This is a genomic window from Pseudanabaena sp. CCNP1317 (assembly GCF_034931345.1).
Lineage (GTDB): Bacteria > Cyanobacteriota > Cyanobacteriia > Pseudanabaenales > Pseudanabaenaceae > Pseudanabaena > Pseudanabaena galeata.
The window spans coordinates 36,383-57,160 of sequence record NZ_JAYGIF010000151.1 but is presented as its reverse complement, the minus strand read 5'-3'; the positions used below and the strand labels follow the sequence as shown (position 1 = coordinate 57,160).

General features: G+C 44.1%; 13 protein-coding genes and 1 pseudogene. 6 read left to right on the top strand and 8 right to left on the bottom strand.

All coding sequences use genetic code 11. From position 1 onward, the window contains the following. The first annotated feature begins 18 nt into the window (after positions 1-18). Entirely contained in the window at positions 19-813 is a 795-nt protein-coding gene (locus tag VB775_RS23390) for a TatD family hydrolase (RefSeq protein ID WP_281008751.1), read from the top strand. Between the two features lie 65 nt (positions 814-878). Then, positions 879-2,021 (top strand): cysteine desulfurase family protein, encoded by a 1,143-nt coding sequence (locus tag VB775_RS23385; RefSeq protein WP_281008750.1) that lies wholly within the window; start codon positions 879-881, stop codon positions 2,019-2,021. Between the two features lie 135 nt (positions 2,022-2,156). Here VB775_RS23385 and VB775_RS23380 read toward each other — a convergent pair whose 3' ends face one another. After that, positions 2,157-2,546 (bottom strand): universal stress protein, encoded by a 390-nt coding sequence (locus VB775_RS23380; RefSeq protein ID WP_281008749.1) that lies wholly within the window; start codon positions 2,544-2,546, stop codon positions 2,157-2,159. A 505-nt stretch (positions 2,547-3,051) separates the two neighbouring features. Between VB775_RS23380 and pnp the strand changes: the two genes are divergently transcribed. Next, a complete protein-coding gene (gene pnp, locus VB775_RS23375) occupies positions 3,052-5,196 on the top strand; it encodes a polyribonucleotide nucleotidyltransferase (RefSeq protein WP_094529708.1) in 2,145 nt (714 codons plus the stop codon). Between the two features lie 240 nt (positions 5,197-5,436). After that, entirely contained in the window at positions 5,437-6,510 is a 1,074-nt protein-coding gene (locus tag VB775_RS23370) for a nuclease-related domain-containing protein (RefSeq protein ID WP_281008748.1), read from the top strand. Between the two features lie 302 nt (positions 6,511-6,812). Here the strand turns inward: VB775_RS23370 and VB775_RS23365 are convergent, their stop codons facing one another. The 3 genes from VB775_RS23365 to VB775_RS23355 form a co-directional block, all read right to left on the bottom strand. Beyond that, positions 6,813-7,505: a hypothetical protein gene (locus VB775_RS23365; protein ID WP_281008747.1), complete on the bottom strand. Its 693-nt coding sequence runs from the start codon at positions 7,503-7,505 to the stop codon at positions 6,813-6,815. Between the two features lie 427 nt (positions 7,506-7,932). Continuing rightward, positions 7,933-8,436, bottom strand: coding sequence for a hypothetical protein (locus tag VB775_RS23360; RefSeq protein ID WP_281008746.1), 504 nt, complete (start codon positions 8,434-8,436; stop codon positions 7,933-7,935). A gap of 115 nt (positions 8,437-8,551) precedes the next feature. Then, positions 8,552-8,959, bottom strand: a complete 408-nt coding sequence (locus VB775_RS23355) for an EVE domain-containing protein (protein ID WP_281008745.1) — start codon at positions 8,957-8,959, stop codon at positions 8,552-8,554. 824 nt (positions 8,960-9,783) lie between these two features. Between VB775_RS23355 and gltB the strand changes: the two genes are divergently transcribed. Beyond that, positions 9,784-14,421 (top strand): glutamate synthase large subunit, encoded by a 4,638-nt coding sequence (gene gltB, locus VB775_RS23350; protein ID WP_281008744.1) that lies wholly within the window; start codon positions 9,784-9,786, stop codon positions 14,419-14,421. A 222-nt stretch (positions 14,422-14,643) separates the two neighbouring features. On the opposite strand, the gene VB775_RS23345 is transcribed toward gltB, so the two are convergent. The 4 genes and pseudogenes from VB775_RS23345 to VB775_RS26630 form a co-directional block, all read right to left on the bottom strand. Beyond that, positions 14,644-15,204 carry a GIY-YIG nuclease family protein gene (locus VB775_RS23345; protein ID WP_281008743.1) on the bottom strand — a complete coding sequence of 187 codons (561 nt, stop codon included), beginning with the start codon at positions 15,202-15,204 and terminating at the stop codon, positions 14,644-14,646. A gap of 68 nt (positions 15,205-15,272) precedes the next feature. After that, a complete protein-coding gene (locus VB775_RS23340) occupies positions 15,273-17,840 on the bottom strand; it encodes a TIGR03960 family B12-binding radical SAM protein (protein WP_281008742.1) in 2,568 nt (855 codons plus the stop codon). 67 nt (positions 17,841-17,907) lie between these two features. Continuing rightward, positions 17,908-18,678, bottom strand: coding sequence for a Uma2 family endonuclease (locus VB775_RS23335; protein ID WP_281008741.1), 771 nt, complete (start codon positions 18,676-18,678; stop codon positions 17,908-17,910). A gap of 58 nt (positions 18,679-18,736) precedes the next feature. Beyond that, positions 18,737-18,940: pseudogene (locus VB775_RS26630) on the bottom strand (Uma2 family endonuclease); the annotation flags it as partial. A 634-nt stretch (positions 18,941-19,574) separates the two neighbouring features. Between VB775_RS26630 and VB775_RS23330 the strand changes: the two are divergent. Then, a complete protein-coding gene (locus VB775_RS23330; protein WP_281008740.1) occupies positions 19,575-20,675 on the top strand; it encodes a hypothetical protein in 1,101 nt (366 codons plus the stop codon). The last annotated feature ends 103 nt before the right edge of the window (positions 20,676-20,778 follow it).

Here is a 20,778-nt window from a genome sequence, read left to right as displayed (position 1 = left end):
TTTTTAGGATTTATTTCTATGCAACTAGTAGATACACATGTACATATCAACTTCAAAGATTTTCAATCGGATCTTGAGGCAGTTCGCGATCGCTGGCTAGGTAATGGTGTAACAAGACTAGTGCATTCTTGCGTGAGTCCCGATGAGTTTAATCAGATTCAGGCGATCGCCGATCAATTTCCTGAAGTGAGTTTTGCGGTCGGGTTACATCCACTAGATAAAAACTTAAATACTTTAGGTTGGAATCCTGAAGTTGGCGATCGCATTAAGTCTTTGGCAATTAGTGATCAACGTGTCGTAGCGATCGGCGAAACTGGTTTAGATTTTTTTAAATCTGATAGTAGAACTGCTCAGATTGAAGCTTTTAAATCACAACTTCGCACAGCGCGATCGCTAAATCTGCCTGTAATTATTCACTCACGCGAGGCATCTGTTGCAACCCGTGAAGTCTTGCAAGAAATCAATGCAGAATCCCCTCAGCAACCCATTCGTGGCGTGATGCATTGCTGGGCGGGTAATCCTGAAGAAACCCAATGGTTTGTCGATTTGGGCATGTATATCAGCTTTAGTGGTGTGGTCACTTTTAAAAATGCCCATGATTTACATGAGTCGGCAAAAATTGTACCAAGCGATCGCCTTTTAGTAGAGACAGATTGCCCATTTCTCGCACCTATCCCGAAGCGTGGTAAGCGTAACGAACCAGCCTATGTGCTGCATGTGGCTGAGAGTGTGGCGAATTTGCGCGAGGTGGATCTAGAATCACTAGCTTTAGAAACTACTAGTAACGCCTTTAAACTATTCTCACTATCTTAATCGCTCAAAAAAGAGGAGGCGCTCAGCGCCTCCTCTTTTTTGAGCGATTAAGATAAAATTATTTTATGCAAATATACCTAGATCATGGTGCTACGACCCCTGCGCGACCAGAAGTCATCAACTTGATGGCGGACGTGATGCGATCGCAATGGGGCAATCCCTCTAGCCTACATGAGTGGGGCGAGCGCTCAACTATGGCGATCGAGCGATCGCGTCTACAAGTAGCTAGTTTACTAAATGCTGATCCTGAAGGGATTATTTTCACGTCGGGCGGTACGGAGTCAGACAATATGGTGATCATGGGAATTGCGCGGCAATACCGTACACCACAGCACATGATCATTTCCTCGGTTGAGCATTCGGCAATACGGCTGCCAGCCCAATATCTCGAACAACATGGTTGGGAAGTTACCCGTTTGCCTGTGGATCGTCAAGGTTGCGTTAATCCCAAAGATCTGGCTCAAGCACTTCGTCCCAATACCGTACTGGTATCGATTATCGCCGCCCAAAATGAAGTTGGTACGATCCAGCCAATTGAGAAATTAGGGCAGATCTGTCGTAATGCTGACGTGTTATTCCATACGGATGCGGTGCAAGCGATCGGCAAAATGCCTATTGATGTGCAAGTTTTACCGATCGATCTGCTTTCACTTTCGGCTCATAAATTTTATGGATTGCAAGGGATTGGAGCGCTTTATATCAATCCACTTACAACTAAGAAGCGATCGCTAATTCCTTTAATCCAAGGCGGCGGACAAGAGCGTGGCTACCGTTCAGGCACACAAGCTGTTGCTGCGATCGCAGGTTTAGGTTTAGCCGCCGAACTTGCCGAGCAGGAATTAGTATCTGAATCTGCGCGGCTAACAAGATTACGCGATCGCCTATACGCATTACTTGCAGATATTCCCGATCTGATTCCTACAGGTGCGATCGCTTCAGAAAGATTGCCCCATCACCTCAGTTTTTATCACAAACATATCGACGGTCGCCGCTTAGTGCGCGAAATGAATTTCGCGGGGCTTGCCATAAGTTCAGGTTCGGCATGTAGTAGTGGCGCGATCGAACCAAGCTCGATCCTTTTAGAAATGGGATATTCGCCAACGGAAGCCAGAAATAGTATTCGTCTCACCCTAGGTAAATCCAATAATGAAGCTGATATTGAATGGACATCCTTAGTAATGCACCAAATTTTGAGCCGCCAATCGTAGAGGCAATTCATAAATTGCCTCTACGATTGGCTTACATTACTTTGTGCTTAAGCCAAAAAACATTAAAAAGCGTTGCAAAGCAACGCTTTTTAATGTTTTTTGGCTTAAAACAGGTGGCGCGAAGCGCCGCCTGTTTTAAGGAACCACTAATACTGGACAAGGCGAAAGATTAATCACTTTTTGGCTAACACTGCTGCCATCGGGATGCTCTTCGGTCAGGCTCATTCCCCGCGAACCCATCACAATTAAATCGGCATTAATCTCATCGGCAAAATCACAAATTACAAAAGCAGTTTTACCCTCAGCCATTTTGCTTTTAATCGTAATGCCCACCTCCGCAAAGTAAGCATCCATTTCGTTAATGAGTTCTTGAGATGAAGCGCGATCGCTATCAGTAGCCTCTGCATCAGCAACTGATAGGACATATAACTGCGCCTGATATTTTTGAATGAGATCGATCACTATGGCTACAGCTTGGCGGGTTTCTTGACTTCTGTTTAAAGGAAATAAAACAGTTTTAAACATAATTCCTACCTAGCACAGCAATTTAGATATGAGATTGTAAACTCAAGAAATTTTTCTTTCTTGCCTTTATTGTAGTAAGTAAAAGAGCCTGACAATATTTAAATTTCTTAATTTTTAACATGCGCTCCTGCAATTTATAGCAACGCAATAAGCCAAAAAGATGAGTGGCGGCGCAAAGCGCCGCCACTCATCTTTTTGGCTTATTGCAATTTAGTGGCTTTGCCGCATCACTAAATTGCAGGATCGCCTTTATGGTCGATTATAGCTGTCGCCATTCTTGAGGACATAAAACCCAAATAGTATGAGGCGGGGCTTCGCCCCGCCTCATACTATTTGGGTTTTGATTTGTCCTGATACAGGTGGCTATAGCTATAGAAGTACTTACAAAGCGTATATCTTCATTTTTTGTAGCGATCGCGCTTAACAAACGACAGACCCTACTACATCAGTGCTAACATTGCGAGATATATAACGAGAAAAAAGTCAAAACGGAAGTAGATTATAGATGGATGCCGTAACAAAAATTATCCCTTTTTATGGCAGGGAAATTAAATTAAGAATTGGCACTTTTGCACCTCAAGCTGGCGGCTCAGTATTAGTCCAGTGTGGGGAGACTGCAATCTTAGTGACAGCGACCAGAGGTCCTGCTCGTGACGGTGTAGATTTTGTACCACTGCTGGTTGATTATGAAGAGCGCCTGTATGCAGCAGGTCGGATTCCTGGAGGTTTCTTGCGTCGTGAAGGTAGACCACCCGAAAAGGCAACTCTCACTTGCCGCCTGATCGATCGCCCCATGCGTCCTTTATTCCCCAATTGGTTGCGTGATGATGTACAGATTGTCGCTACGACGATGGCGATTGACGAAAAAGCACCACCCGATGTTTTAGCGGTAACTGGTGCATCGATCGCTGCGTTAATTGCAGGGTTACCCTTTATGGGACCAATGGCTGGTGTGCGTGTTGGTCTAGTTGGCGATGAATTTATCATTAACCCTACCTATGCGGAAGTTGAAGCAGGTGACCTTGATCTAGTAGTTGCTGGCACTGCCGAAGGGATCATCATGGTGGAAGCTGGGGCTAATCAATTGCCTGAAGCCGACATGATCGAAGCGATCGACTTTGGTTATGAAGCCGTACTGGAACTCATCAAAGCTCAACTTGACTTGCTGCAAGAGTTAGGACTCGCTCTCCCCGAAATCGTTAACCCTGTAACCGATCCCACCCTAGAAAACTTTATTGCCAATACGGTTAAAGATAAAGTTGCACAAGTAGTTGCGAGCTGCGAAAAAGATCGCAATGTGCGCGATGCGGCTCTCGATGCGATCAAGGCTGAGCTTTTAGAAGCGATCGCTGCCTTGCCAGAGGAAGATCCAGTGAAATTGGTTGCTGATAAGAAAGTAATCAGTGCCACTTATAAAGATCTCACCAAAAAGCTGATGCGATTGCAGGTAATCGAGCAGAACGTGCGGATTGACGGACGCAAACTCGATGAAGTGCGCCCAATCTGGACAGAAGTGAGTGTGATTCCTCGCGTCCATGGTAGCGGTTTATTCAATCGTGGCTTGACCCAAGTATTGACGATCGCCACCCTTGGTACACCGGGAGACGCACAGGAAATGGATGATTTGCATCCTGACGCGAAGAAGCGTTATATGCACCATTACAACTTTCCTCCTTACTCAGTGGGTGAGGCACGACCAATGCGATCGGCTGGTCGTCGCGAAATTGGACACGGTGCATTAGCTGAACGCGCTCTTTTGCCTGTACTACCTTCCAAAGCCGAATTCCCCTATGTTCTGCGCCTAGTTTCCGAAGTCTTGTCATCCAATGGCTCCACCTCGATGGGTTCGGTCTGTGGTTCTACCCTTGCGCTGATGGATGCAGGTGTACCGATCTCCAAACCTGTAAGTGGTGTGGCGATGGGCTTGATCAAAGAAGGCGATGAAGTTCGCATTCTTACTGACATTCAAGGCATTGAAGATTTCCTTGGCGACATGGACTTCAAGGTTGCGGGTACGGATACAGGCATTACCGCCCTGCAAATGGACATGAAGATCACTAGCATCTCTATGGATACAGTGCGTGCCGCCGTGATGCAAGCAAAGACTGGTCGCGCTCATATCATGGGCAAGATGTTGGAATTGCTCTCTGCACCAAGACCGCAACTTTCTCCCTATGCACCACGCTTGCTCACGATTCGCATCGATCCTGAACAAATCGGCATGATCATTGGTCCTGGTGGTAAGAACATCAAGGGCATTACCGAAGAGACTGGAGCCAAGATCGATATCGAAGATGATGGCACTGTCATGATTTCCTCGATGAGTGGTGAAGGCGCACTCAAAGCCAAGCGGATCATCGAAAACATGACTCGTCGCGTTGGTTCTGGCGATGTCTATCTCGGTAAGGTCACCCGCATTATTCCGATTGGTGCATTTGTGGAGTTCCTCCCTGGTAAGGAAGGAATGGTGCATATTTCTCAATTGGCGGAAGGTCGTGTGGGCAAAGTCGAAGATGAAGTTGCCGTTGGTGATGAAGTCTTGATTAAAATCCGTGAAGTTGACAATCGCGGACGTTTTAACCTGACTCGTTTGGGTATTCATCCAGATGAAGCTGCTGCTGCTCGTGCTGCTGCTGCATCTGCTGAATAAATTCCAAAAAAGGGTGGATGCGCGAAGCGCATCCACCCTTTTTTGCTAAAACTGATGTTACGTGTAAGGAAGATTGCCCTCACCCCCCAGCCCCCTCTCCCAGAGAGGAGAGGGGGAGCAAAACCCAGAAAATTCTTGTTCCCCTCGCCCTTTGGGAGAGGGGCTAGGGGTGAGGGTCTTAGAAACTTCCACGTAACATCAGTTAAAAGTTTAAAAGTGTTTTGGGGGTTTCAGAAAATCATGATTATTAAAGAGCTAGATCGCATTGAAACAAATGATCCTTTGCTACAAGCAGGATTTCGTGCCGAATCTCAGCTAGCTTTTTATCTCAAACGCGAGTTTAAGGATGATCCACTGTTTCTAATTTTTAATAATTTACGTTTTGAAAAAGCGGGGGATGCTTGCCAAATTGATCATTTAGTTCTGCATCGATATGGAATGATCATCATCGAGAGCAAAAGTGTGACAACTCGTGTTGAGGTGAATGAACTCGGCGAGTGGAAGCGCTGGTTTAATAATGCTTGGCAAGGAATGCCTTCACCCATTTTGCAAGCTCAAAGACAGGGAAAATTTATTAAGGATTATTTAGAGTCTAATGTTGAGTCGCTACTGAATAAGGTGCTTTTTACGATGCAATCACATTTTACGAAGATGCCTATAGATGTATTGGTAGCAATTTCCGACTCTGGCATCATTAATCGTCCCAAAAATGACAAGTTAAATAATGTGTGCAAAGCCGATCAAATCCCCGATAAAGTCAGAGAAATTGTATCTGAATATCGCAAAATTGATGGCTTATTAACCTTTAGTTTAAAGTCCGCCTATCTATTTGACATGGATGAAGTTCCAAGAATTAGTGGTTTTTTGTTGGCAAATCATACGCCATTAAAGGTTAAGGCTAAGTTTAATGATGTGAGTAATACGCCAATAACTTCTACTCCCATCAGTTCGCCAGTTAAAAATCCTTCAATCTCTAAACCGATCGCCACAGATAAACCAGTATCACTGCCGAAAAAGATTATTCCTATCATGCCAAGCGATCAGCAGAATAGCCATAAGCCAATAGTCAAACCTGTAAAGCCAACTTCAACAAACACCTGTTCCCATTGCCAAAGTTCAAATCTATCGATCGCCTATGTTCACAGTTACTTTTTTAAATGTAACGATTGCGGTAAAAATACAGCGATTAAAAATATCTGTAAATCCTGTGGCGATCGCGCCAAGATTAGAAAAAGCGGTTTGCAGTTCTTTAGTGAATGCGAAAAATGTGGCAATTCTCAGTTATTTCATACTAACCCCTCGACAAATAGGTGATCAAAATGAGCGTAACAAATCCTATCAAAGCGATCGCATATTCACCTCAAGCAATTACCGATCAAATGAACCACAAGAAAAAAACTTAAAAGCGTTGCTAAGCAATGCTTTTAAGTTTTTTCTTGGTTTGGGGGTAAAGTGCTGTAAAACAAATAACAATGCGATCACCCCATCATTCAAAACACTAACCAACAATCGCCAATTCACAAAAGAATCAAAACAAGGAGATCGCCTAAGCAATTAACTTTCTATGCCTAGCTACTTACTTCCAAAACACAAAATGGCTAAGCCATTTTGTGTTTTTACAACCCTAACTCAGAGTTGCTTACGATTTCCTGCGATCGCATATCAACTTCGGCAACTTTGAGCTTATTTTCTGATTGATATAGTATGGAGACACGATTGTTTTTAATAGAAGAAGTGCCATTAAACCGATCTACTTGATTAATCAATATTTTAAAGCGCAACCCTGACGGATCAGAAATCGCAATGCTCTTTTGATCTTTGTCATTGATACGTTTGTCATTGTTGGTGTCTTTGTCCGCAACTAAATACACATAGCCAACTGTCGGCAACTGCTGTTCTTTTCCCGTACTTTCCCTGAGATCTGGCAAAGCGATCGTGGATAGCAGTAATCCTTCACTCTTCGGTCTTAACCAATAAGATACCTTTTTAGTTGGATCATAGAAAATATAATTCTGAATAGAACTAGACTCCTTAGATCCTGCTCTATAGTCATATTCTTGGATTAGATAAAGCGGAGCTTTAATGATATCCGTTCCCGAAATCTGTCCAAATGTTCCAATTATCGTCTTTACCTTGACTTCATCATTTGTAGATACACTGACATTATTACTAATTTCCTGTGTACGGGTAGCTCGCCGAAATAAATCCCAAACAGTCGCTGCAAAACCAGCACTGGCAAGAATTCCCACGAGCAGAATAATTACAGCATTAATGCGCCAAATATAATTGAAGACTTGCCGTGATTTCATGTTTCTATTTTTGATAGTACCTTTACGCTTTGTTATACTCAAGCACAAAAATGGTTAAGCCATTTTTGTGCTTTCAAAACCCTTGCTGGGATTGACTTTTAATCGATAAAAGTATTGTCACACTTTTATCGATTGGTATCTAAGAGTGTCGATTAGTGGGACTCTTAATAAAGCACTGTAGACGACTTAAATCACAAACTGTTTCCCCAATTATTTATATTGCAACAGAACAAGATATTTTTTAAAAGCTTTGCAATGCAAAGCTTTTAAAAAATATCTTGTTCTGGATTGAGTGCAAAGCGTTGTAATTTAACGTCAGTTCGACGAAAGCAAAAAATGGTAAGAATCGCTAGGCGATTCTTACCATTTTTCGCCATTTGCGTCGTGCGAAGCACGACGCAAATGGCTATATCGAACTAACGTTAATTTAGGGGGCAATAAAACCTTGTATATTTTCAGGACGTAAGGGGCGCATAATTTGATTAGCCCGAACAACCTCATTATCAGTGCCTTGGATAACGATTAGATACTTACCTTCATCGAGACGATTACGAAGAGGAACAGAGTCGCTACTAGTTGCCACACCAACACCACCGCCCACAAATAAGCTTCCCATAGCACCACCAAATGCACCCAAAATACCCCCGATCAGATGATTGCCAATAGTCCCAGCCCAAGCGAAAGTATGTAGCTCAGTCACAAGGCTAAAACCAATTCCTGCGAAAAAGCCAAAGGGAACGAGCCAATAGGACATAAAAAAGGCTTGTTTGCGACCTTGGACAAGGGGATCGATAAAGCCAAATTCTTCAGCGCTTTTGTAGCCCTTGCCTAAAATTGAAATTGCTTCCATCGGAAAATTTGCGGATTCTAGTCGGGTATAGACTTCTTCAGCCTTCAAGCGATCGCCCCAAACACTAACTAAATAGTTCATATATTCTAAAAAATTACTAATAACTTCTAGCCAATATCCTATAGCGCAAAGCGATCTAAATAAATTAGGGCTACCCAAAAACTAATGAAGTGCCGCGTGGAGCGCGGCACTTCATTTAAATATTGGCGAGTTCTAAAATTTTTTGCCAATGTGCCTCAGATACGGGAACGACTGACAGACGACTAATCCGAATTAGGTCAAAGCCTTCAAAATCAGGATCTTGTTTAATTTGAGCAAGGGTGACTGGCTGAGGTAGCGATCGCAAGGCTTTTACATCAACCACCGCCCGTTTTGGGTCGTCCAATTTCGGATCAACATAGGGCAAGCTAATCACTTCCGCAATCCCCATCGCCCGCCTTTCATAGCCTGTGTGATAAATCAGGGCAAGATCCTTGATCTGCATTGTGCGGATATGCTTGAGCGCCAGATTATTATTCACACCATCCCAAATTGTTTGGCGATCGCGCTCTAGATCGGCGTAGGAATAAACATGAGGTTCACTTTTCAGAAGCCAATAAGCCATTATTTAAGTCACTGAAACTGTCTGACTATTATAAAACCCAAAAAGGTTCGGCACATAGCGCCGCACCTTTTTGGGCTTTATGCATGACCGTGCTTTGCTTAGCCCCTTTTTGTTTTAGCCATAGGTCAAACTACATCCAAAAACTGTAGTAAGTAGAACACAAGGAAAAGTTTTGTCGCTTATAATCAGTGATGCCCCACTCTAAAATCTACACAAAGACATCTGTTTAGCATCTATACATAGAGCTAAGTAGATAGTTATAATCTAAAATCCGCCTTTATGCAAATACATAAATGCAAGCTTAGTTCAAATAGTGAGTTTTGCTCAAATCCAAAGCCCTAGCTAAGGTAAGAAGATAAATCTGCAATACTTTTAGACAGTCTCGGTCAATTTAAAGCAAATTTCTATAAGCCAGATACTAAGTAGCTAGGCATAAGTAAACTAAAAACCAAAAGGTTGTTCCGCCCGCGTAGCGGGCGGAACAACCTCTGGTTTCTAGGTTTTAATTAAGCTCAGCTACTTAGCAGCTTTAAATCTGTTACTAGAAAGCTTAATTTAGAATTAATAACTGACTGTTACGTGGAGTAAAGATTGCCCTCACCCCCCAGCCTCCTCTCCCAGAGAGGAGAGGGGGAGCAAAATCCAGAAAAATCTTGTTCCCCTCGCCCTTTGGGAGAGGGGCTAGGGGTGAGGGTCTTAGAAACTTCCACGTAACATCAGTTAATAATGTTCAAGGGCTGCTTTTGATGCTGTGATAGCTTCATTACCCACCTCAAGAACCTCATAATTTCAACATACATTTTTTGATAGCAACAATTAATCCGATGGAAGTGAGCCGCGTGAATATAAGTCAGTCTAATCAGTCTGGAACTAATAATCTTGTCCAAGGGCCCTACTGGCTGGTGGAAGAGCGTGATGCCTGTGGGGTAGGATTTATTGCGGACAAAGAAGGTCGTGCTAGCCATAAGATTGTGAGCAATTCTCTCAAAGCACTGACTTGTATGGAACATCGCGGCGGATGTAGCGCCGATCAAGATTCGGGCGATGGTGCAGGTTTGATGACCGCAATTCCTTGGGGTTTGTTACAAAAGGAATTTACAGATTTAGCCATCGATCCTGAGCATTCAGCTTTGGGGATGTTTTTCTTGCCACAGGATGAGGATCATGCGGCTAAATGTCGCGCCATTACCGAGAGAATTGCCGCAGAAGAAGGCTTAAAACTCCTACGATGGCGAATTGTGCCTGTAAATCCAGAGGTATTGGGTGTTCAAGCTAGGGAAAATCAACCCCAGATCGAACAAGCGATTTTCGTGGCGGATGCCGATCATCAACAGATCGATCAGATTGAGAGAGCGATTTACATTACCCGTCGGCGCATTAAACTTGAGGTCAAAAAGCTAGCTCCTGATCTCCCTAGCGATTTTTATGTGCCATCTCTGTCTAACGCCACTGTCATTTATAAAGGGATGGTGCGATCGGCGGTATTGGATGCGTTTTATGCAGACCTGCAAAATCCCGATTATGTGTCGGCTTATGCCATCTATCACCGTCGTTTTAGCACCAATACCTTACCAAAATGGCCCCTTGCTCAACCGATGCGTTTTCTCGGTCACAATGGTGAAATTAATACTTTGCAGGGAAATACCAATTGGTTCCTTGCTCGTCAAGGCGATCTCACCCATCCTACTTGGGTAGACGCAAAGGGCGATCGCCTCAAGGATTTGCTACCCATTCTTAAGCCAAATGAGAGCGATTCAGCAACACTCGATCACGTTTTTGAATTGCTAATTGAGACAGGGCATAGTCCACTTGAGGCAATGATGATCCTTGTGCCAGAAGCCTATGAGAATCAACCAGATTTAAGCGATCGCCAAGCAATCGTTGATTTCTACGAATATTACAGTGGCTTACAAGAAGCTTGGGATGGCCCCGCCTTGTTAGCCTTCAGTGATGGCAAAATCGTCGGTGCGGCGCTGGATCGCAATGGCTTACGTCCTGCTCGTTACATGATTACTAATGATGGCATGGTGATCGTTAGCTCAGAAGCAGGAACTGTGGATATTCCTGAAACGGATATCATTGAAAAAGGTCGCCTTGGTCCTGGGCAAACGATCGCTGTGGATTTGCAAACCCATGAGATTCTCCACAACTGGGAAATTAAGGAGCGAGTCGCGAAGGCTCATCCCTATGGTGAATGGATTAAACAATATCGGAAGAATCTGGAAGTCAAACCTTTTGCAGAAGTGCCAACCCTTGATGAGCAGAAAGTTCTTACCTATCAAACCGCCTTTGGCTACACCCTCGAAGACGTGGAAATGGTGATTGAAGCTATGGCTCAAGATGGAAAGGAGCCAGTCTTCTGCATGGGCGATGATGCACCCCTTGCATTTTTGTCGCAACGTCCCCACCTGCTCTATGACTACTTTAAGCAACGCTTTGCACAGGTGACTAATCCACCAATCGATCCTCTGCGTGAGGGAACGGTGATGTCTTTATCGATGTTCTTAGGAGAAAGAGCGAATTTGCTCCTTGCCACTCCTGAGGCGGCTAATCAGATTAAGGTAAAGAGTCCCGTAATCAATGAAGCAGAGCTTGATGAGCTGCAATCATTAGGTTTTGCTTCGGCAAAATTAGATATGTTATTCACGATCGCCTCAGGAGCTAATGGACTGAAGGAGGCGATCACTAAGCTCAGTGATGCTGCTGTAAATGCGGTTCGTGATGGCGCAAAATTGTTGATTTTAAGCGATCGCAACTTGAGCGCTGAAAGTGCCTATATTCCCCCATTGCTAGCCGTGGGTGCTGTCCATCACCGTCTCTGTACCGAAGGGCTTCGGATGAAAGCTTCGATCATTGTGGAAACGGCTCAATGTTGGAGTACCCATCATTTTGCTTGCTTGATCGGTTATGGAGCCAGTGCCATCTGTCCTTACCTAGCCTTGGAAACCACCCGCCAATGGTGGGGTAAAGCCAAGACCCAAATGCAAATGCAACAGGGCAAAATCAAGTCCCTGACAATTACTCAGGTTCAAGATAGCTATCGTAAAGCAGTTGAAGGCGGATTATTAAAGATTCTCTCGAAAATGGGGATTTCGCTCCTGTCGAGCTACAGTGGCGCACAAATCTTTGAGGCGATCGGTATTGGCGAAGAAGTAATTACCAATTGCTTTAAGGGAACAGTTTCCCGCGTTGGTGGTGTTAACTTCGCTGATATTGCATCGGAATTACTCAGTTTCCATTCTCAAGCCTTCCCTGAATTGCAAATCAAAAAGCTAGAGAACTACGGCTTTGTGCAGTATCGCCCCACGGGTGAGTACCACATGAACAGTCCTGAAATGGCAAAGGCTTTGCATAAAGCAGTAGCGGATGATGGCTATGATCATTACGAAGTCTATCGCACACAGTTACAGAATCGCACACCAACGGCGCTACGTGATTTACTCGAATTTAAGAGCGATCGCCCTAGCATTCCCCTAGAAGAAGTCGAAGATGTTTCTGAAATTCTGAAGCGCTTCTGTACGGGAGCCATGTCCCTCGGAGCCTTGAGCCGTGAAGCCCATGAAGTCCTTGCGATCGCGATGAATCGTGTTGGTGGTAAATCGAACTGCGGTGAAGGTGGTGAAGATCCGATTCGCTATCTACCAATTAATGATGTGGATGCTAATGGTATTTCGGCAACATTCCCTCATCTCAAAGGTTTGAAGAATGGTGACACAGCAAACTCAGCAATTAAACAGATTGCATCGGGACGTTTTGGAGTCACTCCTTCCTATCTAGTGAGTTCTAATCAACTAGAAATTAAAGTCGCTCAAGGTGCGAAACCTGGAGAAGGCGGACAGTTGCCAGGACCAAAAGTCAGCAGCTATATTGCCATGTTGAGAAATTCCAAAGCAGGGGTATCGCTAATTTCGCCTCCTCCACACCATGACATCTATTCCATCGAAGACCTCGCGCAGTTGATTTATGATTTGCATCAGATCAATCCCACGGCAAAGGTATCTGTAAAACTAGTATCAGAAATTGGAATCGGCACGATCGCCGCAGGTGTAGCTAAGGCAAATGCCGACATCATCCAAATTTCTGGCTACGATGGTGGTACGGGCGCATCACCCCTAAGTTCGATTAAGCACGCTGGCTCACCTTGGGAACTAGGGCTAGCAGAAGTGCATACGGTGCTGATGGGTAATAAATTGCGCGATCGCGTCCTGTTGCGTGTCGATGGCGGATTTAAAACTGGTTGGGATGTGGCGATCGCCGCTCTCCTCGGTGGTGAAGAATACGGCTTCGGTACGGCGGCGATGATTGCTGAAGGTTGTATCATGGCGCGAGTATGTCACACAAACAAATGCCCCGTCGGTGTCACTTCGCAACTAGAGCAGTTCCGCAAACGCTTCCCTGGAACGCCTGAACATGTGGTTAACTTCCTTTACTTTGTCGCTGAAGAAGTACGTCAAATCCTTGCGAAGCTCGGTTACAAATCCCTCAAAGAGATCATCGGACGTTCTGACCTATTGGCTCAGCGTCAAGACTTGAAACTCGCTAAACTTAATCTCAATCAAGTAGATTTAGGTTGCCTCATCAATCTCCCTGACACCAAGAGCGATCGCAGTTGGTTAGAGCATTCTCCAACTTCCCATAGCAATGGTGCAGTTCTTGATGACGAAATCTTGGCAGATCTCGAAGTGCAGGATGCGATCGCTAATCAAACTGATTTAAGTAAAACCTATGCGATCGTTAATACTGATCGTTCAGTGCCTGCGAGAGTATCTGGGGCGATCGCTAAGCAATATGGTAACTCTGGACTAGCTAGCCACCTCAATCTCGAATTTGTAGGCGCAGCAGGTCAAAGCTTCGGCGCATTCAATATCAATGGCTTGAATCTATCTCTAGTCGGTGAAGCCAATGACTACATTGGCAAAGGGATGAATGGTGGCACAATCAGCATCAAGCCAAAACCTGATTGCACCTTCAATCCTGCGGACAATGCCATCATTGGCAACACCTGCCTATATGGAGCAACGGGTGGCTATCTGTTTGTGCATGGACGTGCTGGCGAACGTTTCGGAGTGCGGAACTCTGGTGCAAAGGCAGTAGTGGAAGGAACAGGTGACCACTGCTCTGAATATATGACGGGTGGCGTAGTTGTAGTTCTAGGAACCACAGGTCGTAATGTTGGCGCTGGGATGACAGGCGGAATTGCTTATTTCCTTGATATTGATGGTAAGTTCAAAGAGCGCTTAAGCCAAGAAGTTCTCAAAGTCCAACGGGTTTGCACCGTCGCAGGTGAGAATCAGCTAAAGGAATCGATTCAATCTAGCTATGAGTATACTGGTAGTTCTAGAGCGAAGGAAATTCTCGATAATTGGTCTAGCTATTTGCCGAAGTTCTGGCAAGTTGTACCACCTTCAGAGCAGAATAGCCCTGAAGCTACGGATGCAGTACCTGTAGCAGCAACAGTCTAAAATAAGTGAAGGCGGCGCGGAGCGCCGCCTTCATAGAAAAACCTGTATTGCTTATTTTTTAGCGCATCGATGCCCACCGAACCTTGAGCAATTTTCCTCTTCTGCAAAATACTTATTCATCATATAGATTACATATTCAGTGTTGAGATTGCTGTCATGTTGGCATCTATGCATAAAACTAACTTTGGAAAACTCAAGATTAGCATTCAAGAAATTGTCTAATTATCGATACCGCAAAATATTATCTTCAATAGTTTTGATGGCTAATTCAACTGAACAGTTAAAAAGCTCACTACACTCAACTGGATTACCTTGTCTCCAATACTCTTTAGAAACGCTGTAAGTTTTCAAAGATTGATGCACATCAAATTCTATGCGACCCATTTTCTCATATTGTTGAGTAAATTGGATTTTCCAATCATTACAACCACCATATCCGACGTTATTCAGACTGTATTCTCTTTTTGCAGTATCTTTTGCTGTACCAATTTTTACTAATCCAATGCTCTCAGAGCTTGCAACATAAATGAATCCCAACTCGTTGTAACGTTTCTGAAAAGCGAAGTTATTAGTTTCACATTGAACGCAATGACCATATTTATCTTTAAGAGTATGTCTTTCTCTTGCTGTACAAGGATTTAATCCAATCGCAATAGTCATACCCAAATCTTTCATTACCTTTTGGTATTCCTTCTTTTTCATACCCGTCGCATCAAAGACTTGAGATAAAGGTATTTTGTGATGAATTAGAAAGCAAGCTTGCGGTAGAGTTAGTTTAGCCATATTAAAGCCTTAAATTTGTCCTGTCAGTAACATTTAGGCAAGGGACTTAAGTCCCTTGCCTAGGATGATTAGCGCATCGATTCGCGATGAACTTTGACTAATTTAATTTCATCTTCTTCTGCAAGATACTTATTCATCATATAGACCACATACTCAGGTTTGAGATTGCTATCAGGCTTACAACTTCCCATAAAATGGATTTTGGGCAACTCAGGATCTGGGTTGATGACATTGATCGCAAACAAGCGATCGCGTAATTCCAACATCTGATTGCGACCTGATTTCGAGACTTTCGGCATTTGGATCGAAGTTGCTGCTAGCACACAATAACTCGCACCTTCTAGCAAATCCATAATATCCGCCGCATTACGTTCTTTTGGCGTAATAAAGGCGCAAGTGAGCGTATATTCAGCCACTTCGAGCATCGCATCCAAAGAAGGCGCATGAACAGGAACCTCTTCGATCGCATAAATTGGCAGATCCGCATCTAATTCTGCTTTGAAACGTTCTTGAAATTCTTCAATGGGCATAGTTGCTGTTAGCTCAAAATCCACAAACTCAGCGCTGCTAGTTTGACCGAGCGGCAGAGCCTTCGCGATGGAAATACGTGGTAATGGATTGAAACCTTCAGTATGAGCAACAGGCAAAGCAGCCCTCCTAGCCGCACGTTGGAAGAATCGATGCAGGTCTAGATGAGAAATTAGACTCATATCGCCTAATTTGCCAAACTTGAGGCGGATGCGTTGAACTCTGGGCGGTACTTTGGGCTTCTCTAGAGAAATAGGCGGCACTTCGGGCGGTGGAATCACCTCGTTATGTCCAAATTCAGGGCCACAGACTCCACAATGGGAACAACCACCAAAGGAACAGTCAGGAACGATCTGAGCCGCGATCGCTCTTTCCCAATCTTCGATCAACCATTGTTTATCGATACCCGTATCAATGTGATCCCAAGGTAAAGCATCCTCCATTTTTAACGATGGTGCATCCCAAACTAGATCTGCCTCGGCGATCGCCTGTGTCCAAGCGCCAAAAGCTTTTTCGGTATTTTCAAACCATGAGTCCATACCTGCACCCAGTTGCCAAGCACGATACAGCACTTTACCCAAACGGCGATCGCCACGCCCAACAAAGTCCTCCATCGCACTGATGCGAACTTCGGTATAGTTCACTTTCACTCCACTGAGACGACGAAACTCCTTGCGAAGTAATTGCTGCTTCCGCACAAACTCACCACTAGAGACAGTGAACCATTGAAAAGGTGTATGAGGCTTGGGCGTGAAGTTAGAAATAGTCAAGTTAAAGGAGATTTTCTTCCTTCCCTTTTGCGAGCATTCATTTTGGAGCCATTCCACTGTATTAACGATACCAATCACATCTTCATCGGTTTCCGTCGGCAAGCCAATCATGAAATAGAGTTTGACCTTATCCCAACCTTCAACATAGGCAGTTTTTACACCTTGCAATAGCTCTTCATCGGTCAAGCCCTTATTAATCACATCCCGCAAGCGTTGGGTTCCCGCTTCAGGGGCAAAGGTTAGCCCCTGCTGACGACCATCACCACTACGCAGCATATGGGCTATGTTCTCATCAAAGCGATCGACTCTTTGGCTAGGCAATGAGAGCGTCACATGTTCATCTTTGAAGCGATTCTTGATCTGTACGCCTACCGATGGTAAGGCGAGATAATCGGAACAGGATAGGGAAAGCAAAGAGAACTCGTTATATCCTGTTTCACGAATGGCTTTCTCAATGGTATCGACAACTTTTTCAGGCTCGACATCACGGGCGGGACGGGTGAGCATCCCAGGTTGGCAAAAGCGACAGCCGCGAGTACAGCCTCTTCTAATTTCGATGACGAGGCGATCGTGAACTGTTTCCACGAGGGGAACTAAGCCAATACTATGTTCAGGCATTGGTGTAGCCACCCGCCGTAACGCACGGGGAGAAACGTCGCTACGGTTGGGAGTAACTGCGCCCGTTTTCTCATCCATGTCATAAAATGCTGGCACATAGACACCATTAACCTCATTGGCAAGCGCCAAGAGAGTTTCACGGCGATCCTTCCCTGCTAATTTGCAGGCTTTGAGAACTTCGCCAATTTCAGGTAATAGTTCTTCACCATCACCAAGGGCAAAGAAATCAAAAAAGTCCGCATAGGGTTCAGGATTAGAAGTGGCAGTTTGTCCCCCTGCAAAGATTAAAGGACATTCCTCTATACTTAACTCACTCCTTTCTCGCCAAGTCATGGGAATATTGGCAAGGTCAAACATTTCCAAAACATTGGTTGCGCCTAGTTCATAACTAAGACTAAAGCCTAAAATGTCAAATTCCCGCAGCGATCGCTTAGACTCGACAGCAAACAAATCTGTTTTGGTTTCGCGGAGTTTTGCTGAGAGGTCAGGTGCGGGGAGATAGGCGCGATCGCAAAGTTGCCCATCTTGAGAATTAATGATGCTGTAAAGAATGATATGCCCCAAGTTTGATGCACCCACCTCATAAATTTCAGGATAGGTCAGCGACCAGCGCACGATCGCCTGCTCCCAAGGCTTATGCACTGCGCCAAACTCATTACCTAAATAACGAGCAGGTTTGAGGATTTCGGAGTTAAGTAACTGTTCAACGGGTACGGGCATAGTTTCACGACAATATGAGCTAAACCTATTTTACATTTCTTGCGATCGCGATTTTGATAGTGACGTTTTACTCCTCATCAATACCAAGTGATCGCAACTTTGCCAACAACAACTCCACCTGTTTTTCGGCAGCATCAGCCCGTAGTTGCTCAGACTGAGCCTTTTGATTTTCGGCATTAGCTCGTTGTCGCTCGAAATTAGCACGCTGACTTTCCATGTCAGCCTGTTCGTCAGTAGTGAGATAACGCTGACCTCTGTCATCAAACCAACTTAAAACTTCGCGCCTAAAGCGATCGCTCGGCAATACACAACGCCCAATCCCCAAACCGATTTCTGGCATCCATAGCGGCTCACCAATCTGCAATTGATAATTACCGTCAACCAATGTATAAACCTCAAAGGGCAAATGTCCATCGCGCCGCCAGAATTGAGGATTATAAATCACATAATATTTGACACCCAATTTGCGATAAATATCTAGCTTTTTCTCATATTCATCACCATAGCTATGGGAGACAACTTCTAAGGTCAAAATCGGTGCAGTATATTCCTCTTCCCACATCACATAGCTGCTACGCGAACCGCCATTTTTACGCCGCTCCACACCTAAGCTCAAAAATCCATCGGGAATTCTGGGAATTCTGGGACTCACGCCAGTGGTGTGATAGATACCCATATCGACACCAAAGTACCAATCGTCGCGACTTTTCCAAATATATTCCAATAAGAACAATAATAGATTTGGTAAAAAATTCTGGTCTTCATTATCCACAGACGTATCATCAGAATCGGGTAATTCGTCACTGGTGGGGAGATGTTTGAGATCGATTTGGAGCATCGGAATCACCGCAAAAGTATCTTTGCTATCTAGTGAGCATTATAGGCGATCGCCTTTGCTAAAATGTCACGTCTTCATAAAGATCGGCAAATTTCCCTTCAAAATTGATGCTCGACAATTGGAATTTATCTTGTTCTCCAGAGTAAGACTTTAATACCCAAAGTCCTTCTTGATTGCGGCAGAAACAGTCAAGGCGCTGGCGTTAGGTGTTGACTAGGACATATTCCTCTAGAGTTTCTATTTGTTGATAATCAGCAAATTTTTGTTGAGCAAAAATAGATGGAATTTACTAATCCCTGTTTGATTGTGGAAATTCTATCCAACTCCACCCAAACCTATGTTGTTACATAGATCAAAGATAGTCATCATGTCTCCAAAACCTCTTTTACAACGCTTAGTGCTGTAAAAGAGGTTTTGGAGACCAAATCTCTACATGTCTGTAAAGGTAGGGGCTTGGTTTCCAAGCCCCAATTGCAGCATTTGTTTTTTTGCTTTTGCGGTTTATCAGGTAAGAATCACGAAAGTGTCACCACACATTCGTCAATTAAAAACCAGACACAGTAAGGGTTTTAAAAGCACAAAATGGCTACGCTCCATTTTATGCTTTGGTATATGCTTTGGTATTAGCTGGCACGAAATGGTAGATTCAGCGATTATCACCCTTGGCTGAGCAATGCCCTACAGCAATTACCGATCAAACGAACCACAAGAAAATTTTTGAAAGCGTTGCGTTGCAACGCTTTCAAAAATTTTCTTGGTTTGGGTTTGAGCGCAAAACGCTGTAAGTGATTATTGCGAAATCAATCATTGTTTTGCTTTTCCTAAATCTTAGCTACTGTTCCAAGCAAGAAATATAATGTCAATAATTTAAAAAATCTTTTACTCTCGGAGTCTCAATGATCAGACATACCTCTGTAGATAATCTCGCAGAAGATTTTCACAATGTGAGCAGTGATTCTGTCCCGACTCTCGCAAACATTTGGGCAAAAAAGTATATTCAAAATCTGCAAGCGGATTCACCAAAACGAGATATTCAATCTAATAATTTAGGTGAAATCCTCTCCCCAGAAAGGCGTAAATCTACCGCAACCAATCTATTGCAATCTTTGCGTTTTTCTAGCGCTCAAGCATGGGCGAAGACTGAAAGTCTACTGGTGGGACAGTTGCAAGCCCATGGGATTTCCGCAGATCTAATTGATCCTTGGCAAATTGCCACAGATTCTCGTTTTTTATTGGAACAAGCTCTCAACATATACACAGAGAATTCGCATTCTCGTCTAGTACAAATAGACTTGAATGCCGATGGGCAGAATCTGAGGCTAGAAAGTTATACGCAACTGCCAACAGTTGGTCAACTTTCAGTAGCGATCGCTCAAAGTGTGGGCAAGATTCGCAAAAAATACACAGCAGTTGATCCAAGGGCGATCGGGTTTGTGAGTATGCAGTTTCATTACAGTGGACAGCTACTGCTTGATTCACTGCCATCCCTAGAAAAACTGATGGTGAACTCCTACTTCAAGGTCATTGACGATCACCTCTACATGCCTTTGCAAAGATGCTACGAAGCGGCAGGAAATCTGGAATATGATGATATCGCTCTGGCGGCTGTACGCCATCTGCTGACATTAACCAGTGAAATTGCTCGTCAAGTTTCTCAGAAAACCCTGATTATGCATTCTGACTATCAGTGCCATAGTGGCGTGCTGAGTTCGCCTCAAGTTCGTATTTCTAGCTTACGCGATATTGAGATGTTCCAAGTTTATCTTTGTCTCTGTGCGTTGGAAAAAAGTGTTTCTTCAATTCAACAAGAGCTTTTTCCTCTTTGCATCATGCTCTATCCACCTTTAAAAGTTAGTTGGGAACTAGTCCGCACTTTGTTAAGATTACTTTCTCAAGAGATGCATAACCATCTTTCCGAAGAACATGTCCAAGAGTTTGAGCCTTATCTCACAACTTTAGAAGAAATGTTTGGTGATGATGTGCTGCCTGAAGCCTGATAATAATAAAGCTAATGATATTAAGCCTATCAACTTAATAAGAAAGCCATGCTTTGTATGGCTTTCTTATTAAGTTCAGGCTTTCCATCCTCAGCTTAGAACA